Source organism: Methylobacterium sp. J-059 (genome assembly GCF_022829485.1).
In the GTDB taxonomy this organism is placed as follows: Bacteria; Pseudomonadota; Alphaproteobacteria; order Rhizobiales; family Beijerinckiaceae; genus Methylobacterium.
This window is the reverse complement of record NZ_JAKSYA010000157.1, coordinates 24,740-47,361: the sequence shown is the minus strand read 5'-3', so window position 1 is coordinate 47,361 and position 22,622 is coordinate 24,740. Positions and strand designations below refer to the sequence as shown.

General features: G+C 63.1%; 19 protein-coding genes and 2 pseudogenes. 17 read left to right on the top strand and 4 right to left on the bottom strand.

Going from position 1 to position 22,622, the window contains the following annotated elements; all coding sequences use genetic code 11:
• Positions 1-683: 683 nt before the first annotated feature.
• Positions 684-1,154, bottom strand: a complete 471-nt coding sequence (locus MKK55_RS23625) for a regulator (protein WP_243937921.1) — start codon at positions 1,152-1,154, stop codon at positions 684-686.
• A 467-nt stretch (positions 1,155-1,621) separates the two neighbouring features.
• Here MKK55_RS23625 and MKK55_RS23620 point away from each other — a divergent pair, with 467 nt between their 5' ends.
• The 5 genes from MKK55_RS23620 (at position 1,622) to MKK55_RS29115 (ending at position 4,404) form a co-directional block, all read left to right on the top strand.
• Entirely contained in the window at positions 1,622-1,966 is a 345-nt protein-coding gene (locus MKK55_RS23620) for a response regulator (RefSeq protein ID WP_409566115.1), read from the top strand.
• 272 nt (positions 1,967-2,238) lie between these two features.
• Positions 2,239-2,517 (top strand): hypothetical protein, encoded by a 279-nt coding sequence (locus tag MKK55_RS23615; RefSeq protein WP_243937919.1) that lies wholly within the window; start codon positions 2,239-2,241, stop codon positions 2,515-2,517.
• A gap of 128 nt (positions 2,518-2,645) precedes the next feature.
• Positions 2,646-3,041, top strand: a complete 396-nt coding sequence (locus MKK55_RS23610) for a DUF4149 domain-containing protein (RefSeq protein WP_243937918.1) — start codon at positions 2,646-2,648, stop codon at positions 3,039-3,041.
• A gap of 129 nt (positions 3,042-3,170) precedes the next feature.
• Positions 3,171-3,845 (top strand): NAD(P)-dependent oxidoreductase, encoded by a 675-nt coding sequence (locus MKK55_RS23605; protein ID WP_313898982.1) that lies wholly within the window; start codon positions 3,171-3,173, stop codon positions 3,843-3,845.
• A gap of 64 nt (positions 3,846-3,909) precedes the next feature.
• Positions 3,910-4,404, top strand: coding sequence for a helix-turn-helix domain-containing protein (locus MKK55_RS29115; protein WP_279596339.1), 495 nt, complete (start codon positions 3,910-3,912; stop codon positions 4,402-4,404).
• 125 nt (positions 4,405-4,529) lie between these two features.
• Here the strand turns inward: MKK55_RS29115 and MKK55_RS23595 are convergent, their stop codons facing one another.
• On the bottom strand, positions 4,530-5,339 hold the full coding sequence (locus tag MKK55_RS23595) for a GntR family transcriptional regulator (protein ID WP_243937914.1): 810 nt from the start codon (positions 5,337-5,339) through the stop codon (positions 4,530-4,532).
• A gap of 53 nt (positions 5,340-5,392) precedes the next feature.
• Between MKK55_RS23595 and MKK55_RS23590 the strand changes: the two are divergent.
• A pseudogene (locus tag MKK55_RS23590) lies at positions 5,393-6,361 on the top strand (PfkB family carbohydrate kinase).
• Here MKK55_RS23590 and MKK55_RS23585 read toward each other — a convergent pair.
• Positions 6,324-7,304 (bottom strand): helix-turn-helix transcriptional regulator, encoded by a 981-nt coding sequence (locus MKK55_RS23585; protein WP_243937911.1) that lies wholly within the window; start codon positions 7,302-7,304, stop codon positions 6,324-6,326. The pseudogene MKK55_RS23590 and the gene MKK55_RS23585 overlap by 38 nt on opposite strands.
• Positions 7,305-7,751: 447 nt before the next feature.
• On the opposite strand from MKK55_RS23585, the gene MKK55_RS23580 reads away from it, so the two are divergent.
• From MKK55_RS23580 to MKK55_RS23550, 7 genes and pseudogenes are all read left to right on the top strand, one after another.
• Entirely contained in the window at positions 7,752-7,955 is a 204-nt protein-coding gene (locus MKK55_RS23580; protein ID WP_147725588.1) for a hypothetical protein, read from the top strand.
• A 16-nt stretch (positions 7,956-7,971) separates the two neighbouring features.
• Positions 7,972-8,748, top strand: coding sequence for a LysE family transporter (locus MKK55_RS23575; RefSeq protein WP_243937909.1), 777 nt, complete (start codon positions 7,972-7,974; stop codon positions 8,746-8,748).
• A 25-nt stretch (positions 8,749-8,773) separates the two neighbouring features.
• Positions 8,774-9,310 (top strand): hypothetical protein, encoded by a 537-nt coding sequence (locus MKK55_RS23570; RefSeq protein ID WP_243937906.1) that lies wholly within the window; start codon positions 8,774-8,776, stop codon positions 9,308-9,310.
• A 126-nt stretch (positions 9,311-9,436) separates the two neighbouring features.
• The gene (locus MKK55_RS23565) at positions 9,437-10,663 is read left to right on the top strand and encodes a cupin domain-containing protein (RefSeq protein WP_243937905.1); all 1,227 of its coding nucleotides are present in this window, start codon (positions 9,437-9,439) and stop codon (positions 10,661-10,663) included.
• Between the two features lie 52 nt (positions 10,664-10,715).
• Positions 10,716-11,224 (top strand): annotated as a pseudogene (locus tag MKK55_RS23560) (transposase); the annotation flags it as partial.
• 822 nt (positions 11,225-12,046) lie between these two features.
• Positions 12,047-13,069, top strand: a complete 1,023-nt coding sequence (locus MKK55_RS23555) for a hypothetical protein (protein ID WP_243937903.1) — start codon at positions 12,047-12,049, stop codon at positions 13,067-13,069.
• Between the two features lie 382 nt (positions 13,070-13,451).
• On the top strand, positions 13,452-13,736 hold the full coding sequence (locus MKK55_RS23550; protein WP_243937901.1) for a hypothetical protein: 285 nt from the start codon (positions 13,452-13,454) through the stop codon (positions 13,734-13,736).
• 118 nt (positions 13,737-13,854) lie between these two features.
• Here the strand turns inward: MKK55_RS23550 and MKK55_RS23545 are convergent, their stop codons facing one another.
• Positions 13,855-15,123, bottom strand: coding sequence for an acyltransferase family protein (locus MKK55_RS23545; RefSeq protein ID WP_243937899.1), 1,269 nt, complete (start codon positions 15,121-15,123; stop codon positions 13,855-13,857).
• A gap of 586 nt (positions 15,124-15,709) precedes the next feature.
• On the opposite strand from MKK55_RS23545, the gene MKK55_RS23540 reads away from it, so the two are divergent.
• The 4 genes from MKK55_RS23540 to bcsA all read left to right on the top strand — a co-directional run bounded on the left by MKK55_RS23540 (position 15,710) and on the right by bcsA (position 22,620).
• Positions 15,710-15,949 carry a hypothetical protein gene (locus MKK55_RS23540; RefSeq protein WP_243937897.1) on the top strand — a complete coding sequence of 80 codons (240 nt, stop codon included), beginning with the start codon at positions 15,710-15,712 and terminating at the stop codon, positions 15,947-15,949.
• 80 nt (positions 15,950-16,029) lie between these two features.
• Positions 16,030-18,477 (top strand): response regulator, encoded by a 2,448-nt coding sequence (locus MKK55_RS23535; RefSeq protein WP_243937895.1) that lies wholly within the window; start codon positions 16,030-16,032, stop codon positions 18,475-18,477.
• 856 nt (positions 18,478-19,333) lie between these two features.
• On the top strand, positions 19,334-20,086 hold the full coding sequence (gene bcsS / locus MKK55_RS23530) for a cellulose biosynthesis protein BcsS (protein ID WP_147725596.1): 753 nt from the start codon (positions 19,334-19,336) through the stop codon (positions 20,084-20,086).
• A 101-nt stretch (positions 20,087-20,187) separates the two neighbouring features.
• Positions 20,188-22,620: a UDP-forming cellulose synthase catalytic subunit gene (bcsA, locus tag MKK55_RS23525; protein WP_409566117.1), complete on the top strand. Its 2,433-nt coding sequence runs from the start codon at positions 20,188-20,190 to the stop codon at positions 22,618-22,620.
• The last annotated feature ends 2 nt before the right edge of the window (positions 22,621-22,622 follow it).

Sequence of the window (22,622 nt, the reverse complement as noted above, 5' to 3'; positions counted from 1 at the left end):
GCCGGCAAACCCTTCGACGCCGGCTTCCTTTGACGCAAGATCCTTTTGACGCAAGACCCTTGGACGCGAGTCCTCTTGCACGACGGACGGAATCGATATGACGAGCGGCACCGCGAAGTGGGTCTACACCTTCGGCGACGCTCGACGAGCGTGGGGTGCGTGCCGGGATGCGGGGTGAGCTCGCCGATGGCAGGGACGAGCGACAGGGCGGCACCGATGCCGACGCAGCAGATCGGCAAGGACAGGGGCAGGACCCGGAGCACCATCGGCAGCCATGCCGTCAGAAGCACCAGGACACCGAACCCGGCGACGACGAGGACATAGGTTTCCATCTCAGGGCGAACCGTCCCAAGTGCGGTCACGTTCCCGATACCGGCTCCTCTGCGACCCTGGCGACCTGCGGGGCCACCACAAGACTATCGTCGACTTCCGACCGTCGTCCGCGAGGAGCGGTTCGAGTTCGCGGCAGAGCGGGACTCCAAGCCCATCTGCAGGCGAGCGGCGCCGACAAGGACAAGCTGACGGCAGGGCAGAAGGCCGAACGTCGCAACCGTGCGGTGGCGGAACCACGCCCTCGCTACGACGCTCCAGCCCCGCGCAGTTGCGGTTGGGCCAACGGTTTTTCGCGGTTTGGAACGCTGCCTCGCCGGGAATGCAGCTCGCTTTCCCGGCGCTCGGTGGGGTCATGCTGCTCGAGCGGCGACCTTCGCGAAGGTGCCGGTCGCGATCTGCTCTTGGAGCTGCGCCTTGAAGTCCGCGATGCCGAGGACCTGAACGGGATTGCCCGCATCGTCGAGAAACTCGTAGAGCGCATCCTCGATATTGCGGTTGCTGAAGAAGACGATCGCATCCTCGTCGCCGCCACCCTCCATGTGGGGGTCGGCGTTCGCGACGCCCGAGACGTAGCTGCCCGTCGGACGGGTCTCCTTCAGGGTTCCGTCCTCGCGGTAGAACCTCAACTCACCTTGCATCACCAGCGTTACGTACGGGCTCTTGTGCCGGTGCAGCATCACCCGCTGGTTGGCGGCGAACTTGAACACGACGTCGACGATGCGGTTCTCCTCGTCGACCTTGTAGACGAAGAAGGCGATGTGCGGCAGCCAATCCAGGGTCCGCCAGGTGATGTTGGTTTCGTCGAACGTATGCTCGGACATTTTGTTTCCTTCCGTTCCCCCATCCCGCCGCACTCGGCGGACGCGCTGTTTTCAGCTGCTTCGGATGGTTCGACGTAGACGCAACGTCCTCCGCGAAGAATCGATACGCGGCTTTTTCGCCGATCCGTCATGCGTCCAACGTCATCGGGCGATCACGTCCGCCCGTGATATGGGCCTCCGGTCAGCGTCTCTCGCTCCGCCTCGGGACTGCCATGGCCTCGATGAAGTTGCGGATTTCCGTCTGGCGCTTGTCGCCCTCCGTGACCTGGTCGTCCGGGCCGAGGCGCCAGGCGAGGTCCCGGGACATAACCCGCCAAGGTCGTCCCGGCTCCGGTCGCGCTTTCCCCGATCTCTTCAGGTCGAGGCCGGCATGCGCGACGCTTCAGCCCAGGGATGCCTCGGCTGCAACAAACGTGCGGATGGCTCGTTGATCGCCCATGTCCGCGAAGCGCCCCTTGGATGCCTCGGTGATCCTCGTGGTCGAGGACGACGATCGCGTTCGCCTATGCGCCGCCGAGATGCTTGAGGACGCAGGCCTGACGGTGATCGAGGCCGGCAACGCCGATGAGGCTTGGGACATCCTCGAACGGCGCTCGGATGTCGGGGTGCTGTTCACCGACATCGACATGCCCGGCTTGATGTGCGGCAAGACGCTGGCGGAGCGCGTCTACGCCTTGTGGCCGGATATCCGACTGGTCCTGACCTCCGGGCGACAACGCTTGGCGGATGAGGAGGTCCCCGATCACGGCCACTTCGTGTCCAAGCCCTACAGCACGCGGGATGTCGTGGAGGCCGTCGCGGACGCCAAGTAGGGCGCCCTCGACGTCAAGGTCGGTGCCAAGCCCCTCGTCGACAAGGCCATGGGCAAAGGCGTGATGCAAGCAAGGGCGGCGCGACCTGGAACAGGGTCCGCTGTCCGGGGAGGTCCACGGCAACTCGGGCCTTTCTACCAGTGGGTGCAAGCAAAAAACACGGTTGCCGACGCGGACCATCGCCGTTGTGCTCGTTCACCAAGCCCTTCGAGGCGATGCGAACAAGTAGCCGGTGACTATTCCAGGACCACGTTGATGGGGGGAAATCCAAGATGCCGGTTCGCGCTTTCGTGATTTTGATACTGGGATCGATCGCGACGCCAGCCTTGGCCTTGCAACCGCAGGACACCCTGCGGGACTGGAGTGCCGCAACGGGCGCGGACCGTGATCGTCTGCTGCAGCAGCTGGAGAAATCCAGCGCAATAGCTGCTCCGCGCAAGGATGTGTTGTCCTGCTTCAATGATGCCGCGCGCATGAATGCGCATGCCGACTTGGCGATCGGCGATGTGTTCAGGGCCTGTGCCAAGCAGGCATCGGAAGACTCGATCTGAGTGCCGACCATCCCCTGACCTCGCGCGTGAAGCGGAGAGGCGTTTCAGGACGCAGGGGACGGCTATCAGCCGAGCGAAACAGATGCCGCCCACGAGGGCGATCTGAAAGCCATTGAGGTTTGGAACCGATGCTCACGCAAGCGGCTATTCTCGTGACGGCCCTCCTGTTCGGCGGGATGGTCCTGTACTCGTTCGGTTTCGCTTCGTTTCTGTTCAGCGCGCTGCCCGCCGACGCGGCAGGCCCACTGCTGCGCCGCGCGTTCCCGCATTTCTACATCTTCGTCATGGTGTGCGCCCTCGGTGGCGCGGCGCTGACAGCCACCACCGATAGGGCATCGGCACTCATACTGGGACTGATCGCCGTCACGGCGCTCCTCGCGCGCCAGATACTCATGCCGGCCATCAATGGCGCGACCGACATGGGTAATCGCGCTCGCTTCGGCATCCTTCATACCGGATCGGTCCTGGTGACCCTGGCTCACATCGTTGGGTCCTCCGCAGTAATCCTGAGACTTTCCGCCTAGCCGCGTCCGATCAGGGGCATACCTGCAATGCCCGGGGGCATGCCAACGAGATCTCGGGCTTTCAGGACAGCTCGATCACCGAACCGTAGAGAGGCTGGTCAAGCGACCGCATGGCGCGTCCGCGGTTGATTGGGTCTCGTCGCGCATTCAACCAACCGGGAAACGACCATGGCCCACGTCCTCGTCATCGGCGCCAGCAAAGGTATCGGCCTGGAGACCGTGAAAGCGTCGCTCGCGGCCGGACATCGCGTCCGGGCTTTCGCGCGTTCGGCCACGACCATGACCCTGTCCGGTACGGGTCTGGAGCGTTTCACGGGTGACGCGCTGAAGGCTGGAGATGTCGCCGCCGCCCTCGACGGCGTTGACGTCGTCGTCCAGGCGCTCGGGGTGCCGGTCAAGGATCTGCTCGGCCCGGTGACGCTGTTCTCGGACGCGACCAACATGCTGGTACTGGCTATGGAGAAAGCCGGGGTCAAGCGCCTTGTCGCCGTCACCGGCTTCGGCACGGGCGATAGCAGAGACTCCATCGGCCTGCTTCAGCGCGTCCCGTTCCGCCTCGTCTTCGGTCGCGCCTACGACGACAAGGATGCGCAGGAGATGCGCATCCGCAAGAGCGACCTCGACTGGACGTTCGTTCGGCCAGGGGTTCTCACGCCCGGATCGGCGACCGGCCGCTACAAGGTTCTCACCGAGCCCTCAAAGTGGCGGAACGGCCTGATCGCGCGGGCCGACGTCGCCCACTTCATCGTCGGGCAGGTCGACCAGCCGACCTACGTGCGAAAGGCCGTCGTCCTGATCGGCTGATCGACCACGGCCGGACCCAGGCATCCAAAAATTCCGTGACCCGTATCGGATGCCGTGACGCGGCATGCGTTACCCTCGGAGCGGCGCGGCTCCCGCCCGAGGCCTAGGTCGACCGTCATGTTCGCCTCCGTCTACGTCATCCTGCCGGTCTCGGACCTCGCGCCCGCCGAGGCCATCCGCGCCTCGCTGGCGCCCTTCCAACGCGGCGGCAAGGCCTTGGCAATCCGGACCTCAGCCTGGCGACCGTGGCACACAGGCCCAGCGCGTCTCCAGCCGCCAAGTCCAGCCGATGTTCCAGGCGGAGGGCCAGACCTTGTCGGGCTTCGTCCTCGACCGACGCCTAAACCGCGCCATGCAGCGCCTCATCGAGGCCGAGGATGCCCGCCCGGTGAGTGCGATCACCTTTGATGTCGCCTTCGGAGACCTGTCCTACGTCAATCGGACCTTCCGCAAGCGCTTCGCCCTGACTTCGTCCCAGGTCCGTCGACTGGGCAGGACCACCGGCGCAGTAGCTTCGGGGCCGGCCGGAGCCGGCGAGCCACTGCGCGCTGAGCGGTAGAGCAGGCACGGACCTTCGAGCCAAAGCCGTAAGCATCGAAGCTCCTATCCATCCAGCGCAAGCCGATGGGTTCATCCATTCGAAGCAGTCCACGCGAGGAGGGATCCGACGTCGGATCTCAGTCGCTACGCGCTCAGATTCAGCCGATAGCGATAGGCATCGCCCCGGAACAAGCCCTCGACGTACTCGATCATGACCGAGTTTTGGTTGTAGCTGTGGCGCTTGATCAGCAGGCACGGAAGGGGCCGTTCGAAGGCGAAGATCTCGCATTCGTCCGCCGTCGGCATGGTCGCCTCCACCGTCTGCTCGCAGCGCACGAGGCGGCCGCCCGGATGCTCGCTTAGAAAGGCGTAGACCGAGCCGGAAAGGTCGCCGGTCTCGAGGGCGGGCACCGCGCGGATGTTGTACCAGGCGACCTCGCGCGACATCGGCACGCCGTCGCCCGACCGGACGCGCGTCAGGCGCAGGAACGGGGCCGTCGAGGGGAGGCCGAAGATCGAGGCGATCGAGCGGTCCTCGGTGACCGTCCGCTCCAGGATGCGCGAGGACGGGATCTTCCCCAGCTCCCGCATCTCCTCCGTGAAGCCCTTGAGCCGGTCCATGCCCGGGCGCACGGGCTCGGGGGGACGGCGCACGAGGAAGCCGGAGCGCCCGCGCGGCACGAGAAACTCGTCGTCGCTGAGCTCGGCATAGGCGCGCTGCACCGTGACGCGGCTGACCCCGAGGCTGTCGGCGAGCTGGCGCTCGGCCGGCAGGATGACGCCCGGCGGCAGCGAGCCCGAGAGGATCAGCTCGCGCAGCTGGCCCTCGATCTGCCGGTAGAGCGGCATCGCGGTGTCGCCGCGCAGGCGCAACAGAGAGATCACCGAGGGACGCTCGCCGCTCGCGATGTCCCGGTCGACCTCCCCCTGCATCGTCCGATTTTTGGGGCGCACGTGCGATCGACCTCCGGTACAGAGGCTTATATCGGATCGGCTCGGAGCGCTCCATGCGTGTCTTTGTCATCGGAAGCTTCGTGATCGCCTGCTCGGTCAAGGTCGCGCGGCTGCCGCAGGCGGGCGAGTCCCTCGACGGCTCGGCCTTCGTGGCCGAGCCCGGCGGCAAGGGCTTCAACCTCGCGTTCGCCGCGCACCGGCTCGGCGTCACGGTTGACGGGCTCTTTGCCGTGGGCACGGACGTGTTCTCCCCGGTGGTCCGCGCGACCTTCGCGCAGGTCGGGTTCTCCGAGGCCATGCTGGTGCCGCATGCCGGCTGAACGGGCGCCGGCGTCGCCTTCGTCGATGCAGCCGGCGAGAACTGCCTGGCGGTCTGCCTCGGCGCCAACCTCGCCCTCGCTGCGGAGGACGTCCGAGCCGCTGCCGCCCGCGTCGGGCAGGCGGACCTCGTGGCGGCGACGTTCGAATCGCCGGACGCCCCCATCCGCGAGGCCTTCGCCCTGGCTCGGACGCGGGGTCTTCCCACCCTGCTGAATCCCTCGCCGGTGCGTGCCCTCGACCCGGCGATCCTGGCCGACACTGCGATCCTCGTCGTCAATGCGGTGGAGGCGGCCGATCTGGGCCTCGGCGCTCCCGACGCCATCGCCGAGGCCCGGGCCGCGACGCCGGCCATCGCCGCCCTGCTGGACGGCGGCCTCGAGCTCCTGGTGGTGACCCTGGGGCAGTGCGGCGCGATCGCGTTCCGCCGCGGAGTGCCGCCCCTGCGCCAGCCGGCCTTCGCCGTGTCGGCGGTCGATACGGTCGGGGCGGGGGACGCCTTCGCGGCCGGGCTGATGGCGGGCCTGCTCGCACAACAGCCCCTCGACGCGACCCTGCGGCAGGCCGCGGCCTGCGGCGCCCTCACGACCCGCCGGTTCGGGGCCTTCGACGCCTTTCCGACCGCGCAGGCGTTGGCCGCCTTCCTGGACGAAGCCGGACCTCGCCTCAGGCCGCATCCAGGCACGGCGCCGTCTGCCCGCTGAACATCGAGAGCGAGGCGACGATGCTCAGCAGCTCCGCCTGCCGCTTGGTCCCGGTCTTGTTGAAGATCGAGGTGAGCTGGGTGCGAACGGTGCTTGTCTGGACGCCGACGCTCTCGGCGTAGCTCTGCAGGCGCGAGCCCCCGGCCAGCGCCTGGAGCAGGCGCGCTTCCGCCGGGGTGAGGTCGAACAGCAGGTTCAGGAGGCCGTCGTCCGGAACGGCCCACGCGCCGACGTGCACGAGGACGAGCAGCACCGCCGAGGCGCCGAAGACGTCGCCGGGGTGCCGGTCCAGGCGCATGACGTGAGCGATCTGAGGGCGGTGGTCGGAATAGCCGCGCACCGGCATGCTCTGCGTCGCATGCCGGCCGCCGCCGACGTTGCCGATCGCATCCTGCAGCAGCTTGCTGTTGATCAGGCTCTTGAACAGCAGGCCGCCGTGCTGGCCCGGCGGCAGGACCTCCTCCCGCTCCTGCATGCGGGCATTCATGGTCAGCCCCCGCCCCGAGGCCGACAGGACCGCCGCGGGAAGCCCGATCTGGTTGAGCGTCATGGTGGCGACGCGGGTGCGCTCGCAGCCGAACTGGGCGCCGAGCTGGCACGCGCGCGCGAGATGGGGCCGCAGGGCGTCGAGCCGAGGCAGGATGGCGGCCTCATGGGGGCCGGTCCGGGCCCGGCGTTCGGCGGTGATGATCGCGACGTCGCCGGTCGCCAGGGGAATCGTCGTCCCCACCTGCCAGAACGGCGCGTCGACCTCGCAGGGCCGCCCGTCATGGGAGCCCGGCACGAGGTCGACGTCGCGCATGAAGCCCGCATGAGCCAGGGTGCGCCACTGCGCCGTGCGCCCGCTGCCGCGCCAGGAAGCCGTGGTCGTGTGATGACGCAGGCGCTGCTCCAAAGTCGGTGAGGCGATCCACCGGGGCATGCCGACGGGGGGCAGCACCATGAGCACGGCACCATCCGAGTTCGCCGTATCGCCAAGAGATTGAAGGACCTCCGGCCAGAGCTCGGGAGTGCCTGCAGCCTCGTAGATCCGGTCGATGAGAGCTTCCCGCATCAGCACGCCCCACGGTGATCCCGCTGATCGCGATAAGACCAATATCAGTCCAAAATCGACGGCGGTATCCCTCAAACGGATGATGCCGGCGAGGAGGGACGGCGCCGCGAGCCCGCTTCCGGCAGGTTCGCCGGTGCGTCGCCTCGCCGGGGGCGGCGACAACGCGGCATCCAGCGTCGTGGGTGAAGCCGTGCAAAGGCCTGACGTGGCGGAGCTTTCCTGTTCGGCCGAGACGTCCGCGGCGGGCCTGCGGCGGCGCAGGCGGTGCCATCCGCCAGACGGAGGATGCTCGGGGTTCAACCATCCCTAGATTGTCGGCTCGCGGAAGGATCAGCCATGAGAACAATCGTCGCCAGCCTCATCGTCGTCTTGTCCTGCACCGGGATCCGGGCCGACGAGTTGAACGACATGCCGGACATCGCCTGCGCCCAAGCATCCTCGGCCCTGGAGCGCGCGCAAATCGGGTGCCCGGACGCCGACAATGCCGCGCCCGAGCCCCGGGCGGTGGCCTCGCCCCTCGACCGCCGGGAAGACGACTGAACGCAGTGCCGCCGCCATGGGCGTCATCGCCACGGCCCTGCTCGCCGGCGCGAGCCTTGGGCTGACTATCGCCGCGCCGATCGGGCCGACGAGCCTGCTTTGCGTCCAGCGCACGCTGGCAGGGGGCCTGCCGACGGGCGTCGCCACCGGGCTCGGCGTCGCCACCGTGCATCTGACATACGGGGGGCTGATGGTGCGCTGGAGCGCGGACTTGGCGGCGGCGTTCTCGAACGGGGCCGTGCTCTCCCTGGTCTCGGGGACGGTGCTGCTCGGCCTCGCAATCCGGGTGCTTCGCAGCGTTTCGGTCCTGCACGTGAGCGGCGAGCGCCGCCACACCCTCGCCGCGAGCTACGGCAGCGCGGTCGTGCTGGCCCTGGCGAATCCCATCACCCCCGTGCTGTTCCTGGCCGCCATGCCGGCCCTCCTCGCGCGCGCGGCCGCGCCGCTTCCGGCGCTGGCGGTCGGCGTCTTCCTGGGCTCGTTCAGCTGGTGGGTCGTGCTCAACACCGCCGTGTCCCTGTTCCGGCGCTGTGTCACCAATCATGTTCTCGGCCGGATGAACAAGGCCGCCGGCCTCCTCCTCGTCGTCCTCGCGTTGAGCCTGCTGGCTCGGGGGTTGGACGGCCGCTGGGTGGGCCTTTTGGACGGTCCGCCCAGGGACGGAACACGATCGGCCGGCCCTCCGATCGGTGCCGAGGGGCCGCGCGGGACCGACCGGGCGACAGCGACACCCTCGCCACCGGTCACGACATCCTCCGCCCGCTCTATGGCCGGGTCGTGGAACGCACCCTAGGTCGGCGTCCCCGTTACGATTCGGAATGATGGACATGCAATTTCAATATTGTCACAAAATTGCATTGATATTGTCCGCAGGGTTGTTGCTGTCTTCGGCTCCCGTCGATTCACGGGAGGAGATGTTCATCGAAACCGTCGAAGGCTGGGACATCAATAAGACACTTCGAAACAACGATCCGCTTCCCTGTCAAATGACCCATTCCTATCGCGATATGACGGACGGGGGAGCTCAAAATTCGGTCGGGATTACGAGATCGGACGGGCAAATCGTATTCATGCTGTCTTATGAAAGATGGAATTGGTCCGAGGGTGAAAGTCTTAAATCAGATCTGATAGCCGGGAATGAAACGATCAGCCCCGTCCCAACCTGGATCGGCAAGGGGACGATCCTGTACTGTCGTATACTCGACAGGGAAGTCCGCAAGCTGTCGCTGAGCCGGACGGTTTTCGTGCGGTTTCCCGAGGGAGATGCTGATTTCGACGTTTCGGGTATCGAGGGCGCACTTGCGGCGATGGACCGCTGCAATCGATCCGATACAAAGAACGGGATGGCGAGATAGTAATTCTGTGATTCAATTTGCATTCATATCGCTGAACACTGATAATTTTTGATTTGAATTACTTATATATCAAGACAATCACTTGCGCGAATGAGCCAATCATATAGATCGAAGTCTAGAAATACTGTGACTCTCCTCTCCTGGTTGTCGAAGGGATTCTTGGCGATGATGGACGGCACGCGTCGGGCGATCCTCGGCGGCATCACTCTGGCGGCCGGTGCGCTCTCAGTGCGGACTTCGTCGGCCGCCGAAGCAGACGGACATGCGGCCGGGTACGATGTGGCCCCTGCTTCAAAATTCGCATCGACGATCCCACGCAAGGTGGGCGATGCCGTCAGTTTCACGACCTCGCTCGACAAAGGCTCGCTCAAAGCGACATCGGGCGGCTGGGCGCGAGACGTGACAGCGAGAATACTTCCTATCGCAACGGACATCGCCGGAGCACATCTTTATCTCAACGCTGGCGGCGTCCGCGAGATGCATTGGCACACGTCGGATGAATGGGCGTATATCCTTGCCGGTCGCTGCCAAGTGACCGTGGTGGACCCGAGCGGGGAGATGGAGGTCGCGAATTATGGGCCGGGCGACCTGTGGTATTTCCCAAAAGGTCACAGCCACGCCATTCAGACCCTGGGGGCTGAACCCTGCCACGCCATTCTCGCCTTCAACGACGGTCTCTATGGAGAGCATGGAACCTTCGGTCTCAGCGATTGGGCGAGCCGGCTAGACCCTGCGATGATGGCGCAGGTCTTCGGGATGCCCGAGGACTCGATCGCAGGCATCCCATCCGGCGAGGTCTATATTCGTCAGGGCGCTCTGATGCCTCTCGACGGGCCGCAATCCCGGGCCACCAAGGTGCTCAGCCGATCCCGCACGCACCGATACCCGATGCTGGCAGCCGGTCCCCAGACGAGCTCGGACGGCGGATCGCTGGCGATTGCCTCTGCCGAAGAATATCCAATGTCCGCGGGCATGACAGGTATGTTGTTGAGGCTCCAGCCCGGCGCTCTGCACGAGCCGCACTGGCATCCAAACGCAAATGAATGGCATTACGTTTCTCGCGGACGGACGCGCGTGACGCTCTTTGCCCCGGACAAGCGGCTCTCTGTCGCCGAACTTTCCGCTGGAGATTGTGCTTACTTGCCACGCGGGTGTGGTCACACGGTGCAGAATATCGGCAAGGAGGAATGCGAAGTCGTAGGCGTGCTCGACAGCGGGTCCTATCAGGAAACGTCGCTGTCGGACTGGGTGCAACGTGTCCCGGCACATCTTCTGGCCAATAATCTCGGCCTTCCCGACGAGGCATTCGCGAAACTTGCGCGCAAGAAATCTGTCATTATAGCAGCAGCTTAGAGCGTCTGGAGGCTGTTATGGACCGTCATTCGGAAATACCAGATGAAGGGGCATGATCTCTTCACGCAGATCCTACCCATCCGATGTCTCCGATGACGAATGGGCGCTGGTCGTCTCGTACCGACGCTGTTGCGTGAGGATGCGGGGCAAGGCGAGCACGGCTTGCGCGAGGTGTTCGACGGCCTGCGCCACGTGATGAAGACAAGGGGCACCGTGGCGGTGGATGCCCCACGATCTGCCACCTTGGGAAGCCGTCTACCAGCAAGCGCGGCGCTGGCTGGCGGCGGCGGCTTCGAGCAACTCGCCGACGAATCCCGTACGCTGCCGCGCCTCGTCACCGGCCCCAATCCAGAACCAAGTGCCGCCATTCTCGACGGCCGGACCCTGCGCTCGATGCCCGAGAGTGGCGCGCGGGCCGGCTACGATGAAGCCAAGCGCAAGAAAAGCTCCATGATCCGTCTGGCCGTCGAGACGCTTGGCCACCTTCTGGCCCTGCGCGTCACGCCCGCCGACGCCGACGACTGCGCCCCGGTCGGGCGGCTGGCGGAGGCCATGCAAGCCACCAAGCTCCAGAGCTGAGACAACATGAAGGATTGACGGTCTTCGTCAGCGTTTTCTCTGAGCGAACCATTTTCTCGCGTCGGGACGAAGTCTCGTTGCACGAGTCGATGACGCATGCATCGAACGAGCCTAATTTGCCCTATACCTGGGACGTCAACTTCCCGATCTGCGTCCCGTTCGGCCGAGCGGCAGCCGTGGGTGCAAATTCGCTTCCGCATGGCTTAAAGCCATACCTTGAGGAAGATGGACATTCAGGGGACAGGCCAAATTTCGAATTCTATCGAGGAAGCGAGCTTCACCCGCGGGTCGCCGTTCTCCGATAGATGCAGGTATGGTTCGATCAGATCGTAAACCCTGGATGCTTCATTCGAGCCTTTCCTGCATTGATGGCGTCGGGTGATTGACGAAGCTGCCCCCTATGAAAGGGCAAATCCTAGATCTCCATGCGGCGTTAGTTCACTGCGAAGATGCCTTAAACTGTTTACGCCGCTCTGAAGATTGCGTTATACCTCAACGGGAAAATTGAAGGCATCCCACAAAGAGCGCTCCGATTGCGGATCTGGAAATCCACCAACGAGCCAAGCAATCTACAAATAGCCTGTTTGTTTTGGTTGTAAATACTGTATTGGGCGCGTATTTGAACGCATTCTAGCACATCAAAAGATTCGACGCAGTTCCAGCGTCAGCTAAAAATGATTTTACCAAAACTTTTGAGCTGAAAAATGGGGTTCAGGAGTGCGACTTATTATCAAGGATCTATTTAGCTGTCAACCACTGTAGCAGTTTAGTCGATCGCATGTAAATCGATAAATGAGGTGCGATATGTACCATAGAGTATATAATAAAAAACCTGACATCTTTGTTGTAAAATCAACCGTGACCGAAGATCTGTTCGACGAGTTCGCAATGGCGTGCGGGGCGACCTATCAGGCAACCATTCGGCACGCACGAGTCACGGCAGCATTGGAGCAGGGAGTTTTTCGTATTCAAAGATTTGATATTTGGACCAACGGTGAATCAGGAACGAAAAAGAAAATCGGCCAATTTTTGATCACAAAAGGTTTTAGGAACCTAAAGTTTCACCCAGGAATTTGTCTCCTTCAAGGTCATGAGCATCTTTGGAGTGAGGCTATGAGAATGGCTCTTGAAGCTCTGGGTGACGGACGATACGTTTATGGGTCACGTTTCAATCTAGAAGATCCGCGAGAAGACGAGATTGAGTGTATTCGAGGAGCTTATATTATCGAAGTCCATGACCATGTCGTCGAAGCGGTGGATTTTTCTCAATGGCCGACGTGGAATCATTATGTAAAAAACGTTAGCAACAACATCCGAAGGAACATTAAATATTTTGCAGAAAATACTCAAAATTATGATATAGAAATAAAGACTGGTATACAATTCATACGCCATATTCCGTCTCTGGTTTTCAGTCGATACAAGATGTATCGAAGAAAGTCGGTCAAGTGCAGTCTTTATGGGATGGTAAGGATGTACCTTACTCGATTGCTGAGTTCTGGAAGCAATTCGTATAGCGCTAGATTGCAAATCAATAAATCGAATAAGGCGACCTTTAGCGGGATCCAGTTCGGTGCTTTGGATTTCTACATGGACGGCGCTTCGGATGATAACGTCAGGGGCTGCGGATCATTTCTCGTTCTCGAAATGCTTGCGAGACTTTTCAACCGATCGCCCAATGGAAAATTCGTGCTTGGAAGTGATCCCAACCCAATTCGGGATCGAGAATCGAAATACACAACGCGACATCGTTATCGCCAAGACTTAAGGATATCATACTTTCCGACCAGCACAGTTGATTTCTATTACAAATCTCCAATAGACTGAGATCGTTCCTAATTCAAAATTATTGACAATCAAATACCGTCTAACAAGACTATCTATGAAATTATTGATTCGGTACTTAAGGTCAAGTCAGTGCTTTCAACGATATTATTTATCTGTCAGACGGAGTAGAAATACAATACGGCGTGTTCGATTTTGGGATATAGAAATATGCCCATCGACAATCGGTTTTATTTGTCGTTGCCTGCTGGAGCTGAGATCTACGCCCCGTCGGTTGGCGGCGGGTTTTTGGGTAAGGCGTTGATGGGCTGAGGAGCGTTTCCGATGCCGTCATCCCTGTTGATCAATCTGCGCGAGCGGGTTGTTGCGACCCTGACGGGGAGGCGCGACCTGCCATGGCTCCGCCGCCCGCTTCGAAGTCAGCGTGTCGCGTGCCAGCCGCTGGGCGAAGCGCGTGCGGAAGGAGGGACAGATCGCATCGTGGGCGCAGCGCAGCGATCAGCGCTCGCAGGCCATCGAGGTCCAAGCCAATCCGATCCAAGCAACTTACGAAGCGCATCCTGCGATCTGTCTGGACGAACTGCGCGATGCCCGGGCCGTGCAGGGCGTGGCAACCAGCACAGGCGCGCTGGCTCGAATCTTCGCCCGGCAAGGCATCACCCGTAAAAGGCGGCGCTGCGCGCGGTTGAACAGTCGCGGGCGGACGTGACGGCTACCCGTACCGTCCAAAATCCCTGAACCGCCATCCGGCGAGCATGCGGCTTCACACCGCTAGGATGTCGAAACAGCAGCAATGCCGCAGGATACAAAACGATTAAGCCGTCGCTTCATGATGGGACGCGACTCGACGCAATTTGTTTGATCGATATCGGACGTTGCGGAATTTGCTGTTGCAGCCTCGTGATGCGCTTTCCAAGCCGCGCGCACGGTTCGGCAATCAGAACATGAAAGACCCAGCCGCTCGTCAATACTAAGGGATAGACAATAATTATCATGGACCAAAGGGGAAGGACGTTTTGGAGAAAAAACGTGACGGCCGCCAGAATTGGCACTTGCACGAGGTAGACGCTGTATGAAATCCTTCCCAGGAATTGTAGCGGCGGAGCCAATAAAAAACGTTCGATCCGACCTGGCGCGAGTGCTGCGGATATGACGAAAACCGATCCGGTTGCGACGCCAATATTGTGAAAGGCGTGTGTCTGCGACCAATGAGTTTGAACCATCAGCAGGCCGGCACACATCACGAACTCGCCAGCGTGGTATCTTGAGGTCGTCTCGAAGAACCGCCGGATTCTATCCAGATTGAGGGCCATCGAGGCGCCGATGACAAAAAATATCGTGTAATAGGCAGTATGTTGGAGTTCCCACAAAATGGTTCCGGTCAATGAAGTCTCAGGCACGGATCTGAGGAGGACGTGTATTGCTGCTACGATGAGAAAGCATCCCAGGATAAGAATTAATGATGCTCTCCATTTCCATGAGATCATGGGTATCATAAGCAGAGGAAACAGGAGCGAGACACGCATTTCCCAAACAAGGGAATGAACAGCTCCGTTGAGGCGGAAGTTCGTCTGCCCCAGCATCAGTGCATGCTGCACGAGGTTTTCGATCGTAACAGGTGCCGACCAAGTTTCGGTATTGATCCAATTGCTGCCCCCGGAAATATGAAAAATCGGTTGAAGAAAATAGACTGCAACGGCCGCAATCGCAATAATCGCAACATACGGAAGATAAATTCGGGAGATGCGCTTGACCAAGAATGCGCGATACTGCGGAGGGTGTCCTTCGATCCAAGGCAAAGCCAGCACCAAGCCACTCAGGACATAGAAGAGCGTGACCGCTTCATAGCCCGACCAGAAAATTCTCGATGGGGTATAGAACAGGATATATTCCGTGACGGATCTCGCTTCCGTTGTCCAGTCGGAGTAGAAATAGTCGCTGTAAGCGGGAATGATCGTAAGGCAGTGATGATTGAGCACGATGGCGGCTGCAAGGCCACGAACCGCGTCGAGAGCATGCAAGCGCTGTGGCAATCCCGCATCGATTTTGGCGAGATCGCTATCCGTCGCAAGATTGTTTGCAGTCCGATCCGGCATGACAATATTCGCCTTCCTCACATGCCCTTTTGGAATAGCTCTTATCTCGTTGCGGGTGTTGTCGTACGGATCATCTGCGGGCTCAATGGCGATTTGGGGGAGCGCTTTGGTTGTAGGTCCGCGCTTCGGAGCCGAATGGAAACTGGCGCGAAATTGCCACCGAGCAGATTGTCGGGAGCAGCCGTTTCTCAGCTTGGTTCACCGGCTCGAAGAGGTTCGTCTTTTGGTTCGACGCGAAGAGGTTCGTCTTTTGGTTCGACGCCACGTCCGAGGGTTTCACAATCGTCGTCGAGATGTCCGATCAAGCAAGAGCCGGCGCTTGATCGAGGCTGCGGCGACGCGGTGAGAGCCCAAGCGTCTGCGCGCGCGACATGATTTTATTCAAGACTTTGATAATGTTTCGAAATGCTGCGCTGCGAAGGCCGCGTTCTGTGCCAGGTTCCCCATGGAAGTGCCGCCCTGACGGAGCCAATCAGTCACCTGATTCCATCCCATGAAGAGAGCGCTGAGAATGCTCGCCAGGTCCTACGGCGTCACTCGGATCTCGCCTGCCGGTCGACCTCTGGCCATCCACGCGAGGCCGGTGATGTCACGCGGTGATCCTCTGAGCAGCATGGGCTTGGCCTTCACATTTCGGTATCGCGATCCTGCCGAGGGTGAATTGATCCGCTCATCGTTCGGGCTGCTGGATTTGGATCGGCAGAAAACGGATTCGGCCATCGTCACTGCGATGGACCGGATTGCTGCCGCAACTTTGCAACCCAGGGGCGCGCCGATCGGAACTTTTGTCGAAAGGTCTGTTTTCTCAGATATGGGAGATCATTAACCGTTTTTTAACCATGTCTATCGAATTGCTGATCTGCTTGACCGGATGGCGACAAGCCTCTTTGGGCGCAGATGATGCATATGGGACGATCGATTTCGCTTCGGGTCCTGCTGGCCGCGATCCTCGTGGTCGCGGTGCTTGCCGGCGGTGCCTGCGTGCTGCTCGTCGGCTCTGAAGATGCTGCGGAGACTGCGCGCAGGAGCGAAGCGGACGTCCGTCGTACGGCGAACCTGATTTCCGACAGGCTGAGCGAGGAATTGGCGACGGTCGGGCGTGATGTCAGCCTTGCTGCGGAAAACACGGTGCTCGGGCGCGAGGGGAACGGGACGACGGTTCAGCAAGTCCTCGGACGCTGGCGTGCTCTTCATCCGGGATATGCCGACATCCTCGTCGCCGACAGGAGCGGTCGCGTGCTGGTCACCGCGAGCGGATCGCTCGCCGGCGCCGACGTGTCTGGGACGACCTGGTTTTCGCGCGGCCTATCCGGGATCGTGATCGGCGATGCGAGCGATCGCACCCGCACGGGCGGCGACGTCCCGCCGAACGTGATCATCGGCGCGCCCGTTCGCGCCGGCGGCACAACGGAGATCGGCGTCCTCGCGGTCCAGCTCAAGCCGGACTGGATCCAGGAGGTGGTCGCCGCCCTGCGCCGCAACCTCGGGGGTGCGGCACGCGACTCCGCCATTCAAGTCATGAATGCCGGCGGGCGTTCGCTTCACCGGTCGACCGGCTTGGCGCAGGTGGGTCGAACCCATGAGGCCACCGCAGCCATCGCCGAAGGCGCCGGGCTCGGCTGGATCGTTTCGGTCAAACAGCGCGATCTCGTCGAGGACGCCGCCGGCGCAGGCCCCGCCACGTTCCTCGCCCTCGCCGCGGCGGCCCTCGGCGCGGCTTATATCGGCGGCGCGGTCGGGGGACGGCTCGGCCGCAACGTGCAACGGATCGCCGACGCGGCCCGTCAGGACCGGGTGGATCTGCTCCGTCGTGATGTGCCCACCGCCGATCTCGCCAACCTGGCCGATGCCGTCGGCGCCTGCATCGGACGGAGCCAGGGACGGGAGCGCCTGCTCGGGGAGTCCCGGGGAGCCCTGGCACGCAGCCGCGACCGCGTCCGCTCGGCGAGGCTGCTCGGGGGCTTCACGAGTTGGGAGGTCGACCTGCGGAACGGGCAGGTGACCTGGGCAGACGGCGCGGCCGCCGCGGTCGAGAATGCCGCCGAGCGGGCGTGTACGCTCGAGGAGATGCTCGCGCGGATCGAGGTCGACGACCGCGCGCTGCTCAAGAACACGATGCGCGCCGTGTGCGAGGAGCCCGGCTCCATCCGAGAGGCGGTCATTCGTTCTCTCGCCGGTCCCGATGACAGTGCAGGCCGCCGCCTGGTCCTGCGCCTCACCGCCGTCGCGCTCAACGGGCAACCGGTCCGTCTCCACGCCTTGACGCGTGAGATCGCCCAGGTCGCCCTTCCCGCGCCGTCCACCGGATCGGTCGCGCCGGGGGCCGTGCTGGCGGAGGTCGGTGAACCGCCGGCCGCCTTCCCGGCACAGGCGATCGTCGCGGGGATCGCGCACGACATCGGCGGCGCCCTCGACGCGATCTGGGCCGACCTGCGCGACATCGAAAACGATGCCGCCTTCGCGGATGACAACGCGATGGAGACCGCACGGCGCGATGTCGCCCGTGGTTCCGCACTCTTGAAGCGCATGTTGGCCCTCGTCCAGCCCGACAGCCCGGTCGTGCAGAACGGCGACGCCGCGCGCGTCGTGACCGAGACCGTCGACTTCATCCGCGCGGCGATCTTGCCCGGGCTCGTGCTGACGCCGTGGGCGGGCCCCCTGCCGGAGCTCGCATGCGGCATTCGCGAATTGGAAGTCGCCCTGCTCAACGTCGCCAGCGATGCACGCGCCTCCCTCCCGACCGATGCGATCGTGACGCTTTCGGTCGAGGAGGCGTCTGATCACGGCGACGCCCAGATCGGCCTGCGGGCCCGATTCTCGGCCCCGGACGGCTTCCGGGCCGATCGTGGCGTCGCCGCGGTCCGGGACCAGATGGACGCGATCGGTGGGGCCATCGGCGTCGCGACTGCGAACGCGGTCATCACCATCACCCTGACGTTCCCGATCGCACGGGAGAGCCTTGTGCCATCCGATCCCGCCCGTGAGGCGGAACAGGTCCTGCTCGTCGAGCCCGATGCCGTCCTTCGCGCCTCGACGGCCGAGAGCCTGATCGGTCGCGGCTATGCGGTGACGCCCGTGGCGTCGACGGAGGAGGCGAGCGAGGCTCTCGCCGAGTCCCGCGCCTACGCCGTCCTGCTGTGCGCGCATGCGATGCCGGCGGTGGACGGGGTCTTTCTGGCCGACGTCGTGTCGCGCACGCATCCGGCGACGGCCATCGTGCTGATGGCACCCGACGCGATCCCTCTCCGGGGCAACGCTGCGGTCCAAACACTGCGCAAGCCGTTCAGCTCGCAGGATCTCGTCGATGCCCTCGCCGGCGCGACCAAGCCGTCGCGCCGCGCCGATGCTGCGTGATGCCTGACCGGGCACGGGGACGCCGGTTCGCTCGAAGTCGACGTCCCGATCGCTTGCGCTGATCTGGAGTTGTCCGTCTCTCGACCGGAACACAGCTCCGCGTTGCGGGGGGCTGCACGGTCTTCGGTTCCTGACGACGTCGATCTATCGCGCCGAATGAAGGCGATCGATCCTGTTCACGCCCGTTCATTGATCGAGCGCGTGGAGGGTCTTTGATCTCCGCTTCGCCGCGTCGAAGCGCCGTGTTGCACGAGATTTCCTACGTGTAGGAAAAAGGCCACAGGGCGTCCTGCCCGGCCGGCGCAGATTCGCGACGCGCATCCTGTCGCGGACCAGCCGGAAGGAAACATCGTCCCTCTCTCGTCGATCAGGGGGGGCGACATAGCGTATTGCCGGCGGAGCTTTGGATCGTGAGCCCGTCCGGATCGGCGTCCAACCTTCTATCGGCGTCGTCACCGCCGACGAGCGCACCGATGTCACGGAGTCGATTGCGACCGGTGTCGCCACCTCTTGGCTCCGGATCTCCGGGCAGGTCTTACCTGTGCGTGTTCCAGCTCGAAGATTGACTTACCGACAGCTTCCCGTCTGAAACTTTGCACCTGATCGCCTGAGACATTCTATTGAACAGCACGGCCTCAATTCAGCATCGTGATCCGCGCAGAAAGCCTACAAAGTCAGCAAATTTAGACTGCAGATCTGGGCAATATATCGCCACTACAACCAATGGTTGAATAATCAAAGCACATTTAGAGGTCCCAGATATTGGGCGTTAACCATCCTTTAATCCTTATGAAGCTCTTTGTGCCGCGGGACATCGGCGCGCCGCGATGATCCGCCTGCACCCTCGGACGACATCATGACGAAGATTCGCGCTGGTCTCTGTGTCTTCGGAGCAATTGCGACGTTGGCTACGCCGAACGTCGTCGCGGCGGCCGACTGGTACACCGGCGCGGAACGGGAATCCGTGCAGGACGACTACATCGTCGCGATCGACTCCGCAGCCACCGTGACCTCGAACAGCTCGGCGTTCGGTGTCGTCACCGCGACGATCGCGCCCGTGACCCCGCTCAACGAGAGCGGTCCGCGCATCCGGCTGCAGGGCGTGGCCGGTACGTATTCCTATCCGTCCTCCACCGGCCGCACCGTGCGCGGCGAGCAGGAGGAGGGCACCGCCATGCTGGGCTATGAATGGATCTGGCAGCAGGCCGCGCTCGCCGGTTACGTCGGCGTGAACATCCGCAGCAATTCGCTGTCCGTCATCGATCCGAACAATCCCGTGCTCGGAACCGGCATCGGCGCGAAGGTCGCCGCCGATCTCTATCTCAATCCGACGGCGAACACTCTGTTCGCCGCCAACGCCTCTTATTCGACGCTGTTCAGCGCCTACTATGTCCGCATGCGGGCGGGTTTTGCCGTGGCCGATGGTGTCTTCGTCGGCCCGGAGGCGACGCTGCTGGGTGATGCATTCTTCAACCAGTGGCGATTGGGCGCTCATCTTACCGGATTCACCATCGGGCCAATGAAGTTCTCCGTTGGCGCCGGCTACGCATATGATCGGATCCAAAAGGGTGGTTATTACACCAGCGTCGAAGGTCGAGCAGCCTTCTGATGAACCTCCGGCCGAAAGACAACCGTTGAGCGCCGCAATCCGGCAGTAACCGTGCCTGCATCCGAGACTCCCGCGATGCGCGGCATTCTTTGATTCGAGGAATCGAGCCCGTGACATCCGTCCTCGTGCGTGCAGTCTGGCTTGTGAGTGCTGCCGTGGTGCTGCTTCTGCTGGCACAGCCGGTCGGAACCTCGATTCAGCTAGAGATGAGCCTCGGCGCGATCGGTCTGATGATCCTCCTCTGGCTGTTCGCGCGGGGGCAGGTCGGGCGTTCGGTGTTCCTGGCGGTCGGCAGCCTCATCGTGCTGCGCTACCTCTACTGGCGCCTGTCGAGCACGCTGCCGCCAACGACCGATCCGTTCGGCTTCGCCGCGGGCGTGACGCTGGCGCTGGCCGAGGTCTATTGCTTCTACATCCTCATGGTCAGCCTGATCGTGAACGCTGATCCGCTGACGCGCGCCCTCGTGCCGGCGGATGACGATGCGGACCTGCCGTCCGTCGACATCTTCGTGCCGAGCTACAACGAGGACCGGCACATCCTCGCCACGACGCTGGCGGCGGCCCGCTCCCTCGATTACCCGGCCGGCAAGCTCACGGTCTGGCTTCTGGACGACGGCGGGACTGATCAGAAATGCACCGATTCCGATCTGGCGGCCGCGCAGGAGGCGCGCACGCGCAGGGCGGACCTGCAGACGCTCTGTGCGGAGCTCGGTGTCTCCTACCTGACCCGGAGGCGCAACCTGCATGCGAAAGCGGGCAACCTGAACAACGGTCTCCAGAATTCCGGCGGCGAGGTCGTAGTGGTGCTCGATGCCGACCACGTGCCGTTCCGCTCCTTCCTGCGCGACACCGTCGGCCACTTCGCCGAGGATCCGAAGCTGTTCCTCGTGCAGACGCCGCACGCCTTCCTCAATCCCGACCCGGTGGAACGGAACCTCGCCACCTTCGATCGCATGCCGTCGGAGAACGAGATGTTCTACGCGATCGGCCAGCGCGGCCTCGACAAGTGGAACGGCTCGTTCTTCTGCGGCTCGGCCGCGCTCCTTCGCCGGACCGCCCTAGAGGAGGCCGGCGGCTTCTCGGGCGTGACCATCACCGAGGATTGCGAGACCGCCTTCGAGCTCCATTCGCGCGGTTGGACCAGCGTCTACGTCGACAAGACGCTGATCGCCGGGCTTCAGCCGGCGACGCTCTCGGACTTCATCGGCCAGCGCTCGCGCTGGTGCCAGGGCATGCTCCAGATCATGCTTCTGAAGAACCCGATGTTCAAGCGCGGCCTCAAGCCGATCCAACGCCTGTGCTACCTGTCGAGCATGACGTTCTGGTTCTTCCCGATTCCGCGCCTGATCTTCATGATCGCGCCGCTGCTGTACATCTTCCTCGATATGAAGATCGTCATCGCGAACGTGGACGAGGCGGTGGCCTATACGGCGACTTACATCCTCGTCAATTTGATGATGCAGAACTATCTCTATGGCCGCGTGCGCTGGCCGTTCGTGTCGGAGCTGTACGAATACGTCCAGGGCCTGTTCCTGATCCGGGCGACGGCGGCGGTGATCCTGTCGCCGCGCAGGCCCCAGTTCAAGGTGACGGCCAAGAACGTGACGCTGGACCGCGACCAGCTCTCCCCCCTGGCGCTGCCCTTCTTCCTGGTGTTCGCGGTCCTGCTGACGGGCTGCTGCGTGGCGAGCTATCGCTACCTGTTCGAGCCGGGCGTCACCAACCTGATGCTCGTGGTCGGCCTGTGGAACGGCTTCAACCTGATCACCGCCGGTGCCGCTCTGGGCGTTGCGGCCGAGCGGCGCCAGACCGAGACCAGCCCGTCGCTGGCCGTCGACCGCCGCGCCGTCCTCACCCTCAACGGAATGGCGGTCGACGTGGCCGTCGAGCGCATCTCGAGCGCCGGCTGCCAAGTCCGCATGGATGCCGTGGTTCCGATGCAGCGGAGCACCGACACCAACGCGGGCCTGCTTTCGGTTCCGCCGCGCGACGGGTTGTCCGCGGAGGCCGTCCGGGCCGCGATTCCGGTGCGGCTCACGGCGATGACGGCGTCCGGCGAGGAATCCGTGTGGCGGCTCGACTTCGAGACCCTGCCGCCCGAGGCGTACTTCGTCCTCGCCGACCTCATGTACGGCGACGCGGACGCGATGGCCCGGTTCCAGCAGCGCCGGCGCGGTCACAAGAACCTCCTCGCCGGGATCCTGCAGTTCGTCTGGTGGGGAGTCGTCGGCCCGGTGCGCGCGGCGGCATACCTGCTCAAGGGCAACCCGGCACCGGTCCCCGCCGCAGCGCCCCAGGTCGAGGTGCCGCTCCCCCGCACGGTGACGATGCATCGCCGGCTCGTCGACGGCGCCCGCGCGGAGCCGGCCGCCAACGTCGGATCGTCGGAGATCGCCGTCCGGAGCGCGAAGCCGGTGCCGAAAGTCGAGGATGCGACGCCGGGCTGGCTCCAGATGATGCTGGACGCCGAGAACGCCGCGCTCGTCCGCGACCGCCGGCGCAATTCGGACTCGCCCCACCCAAGCGCCGGCTGAGA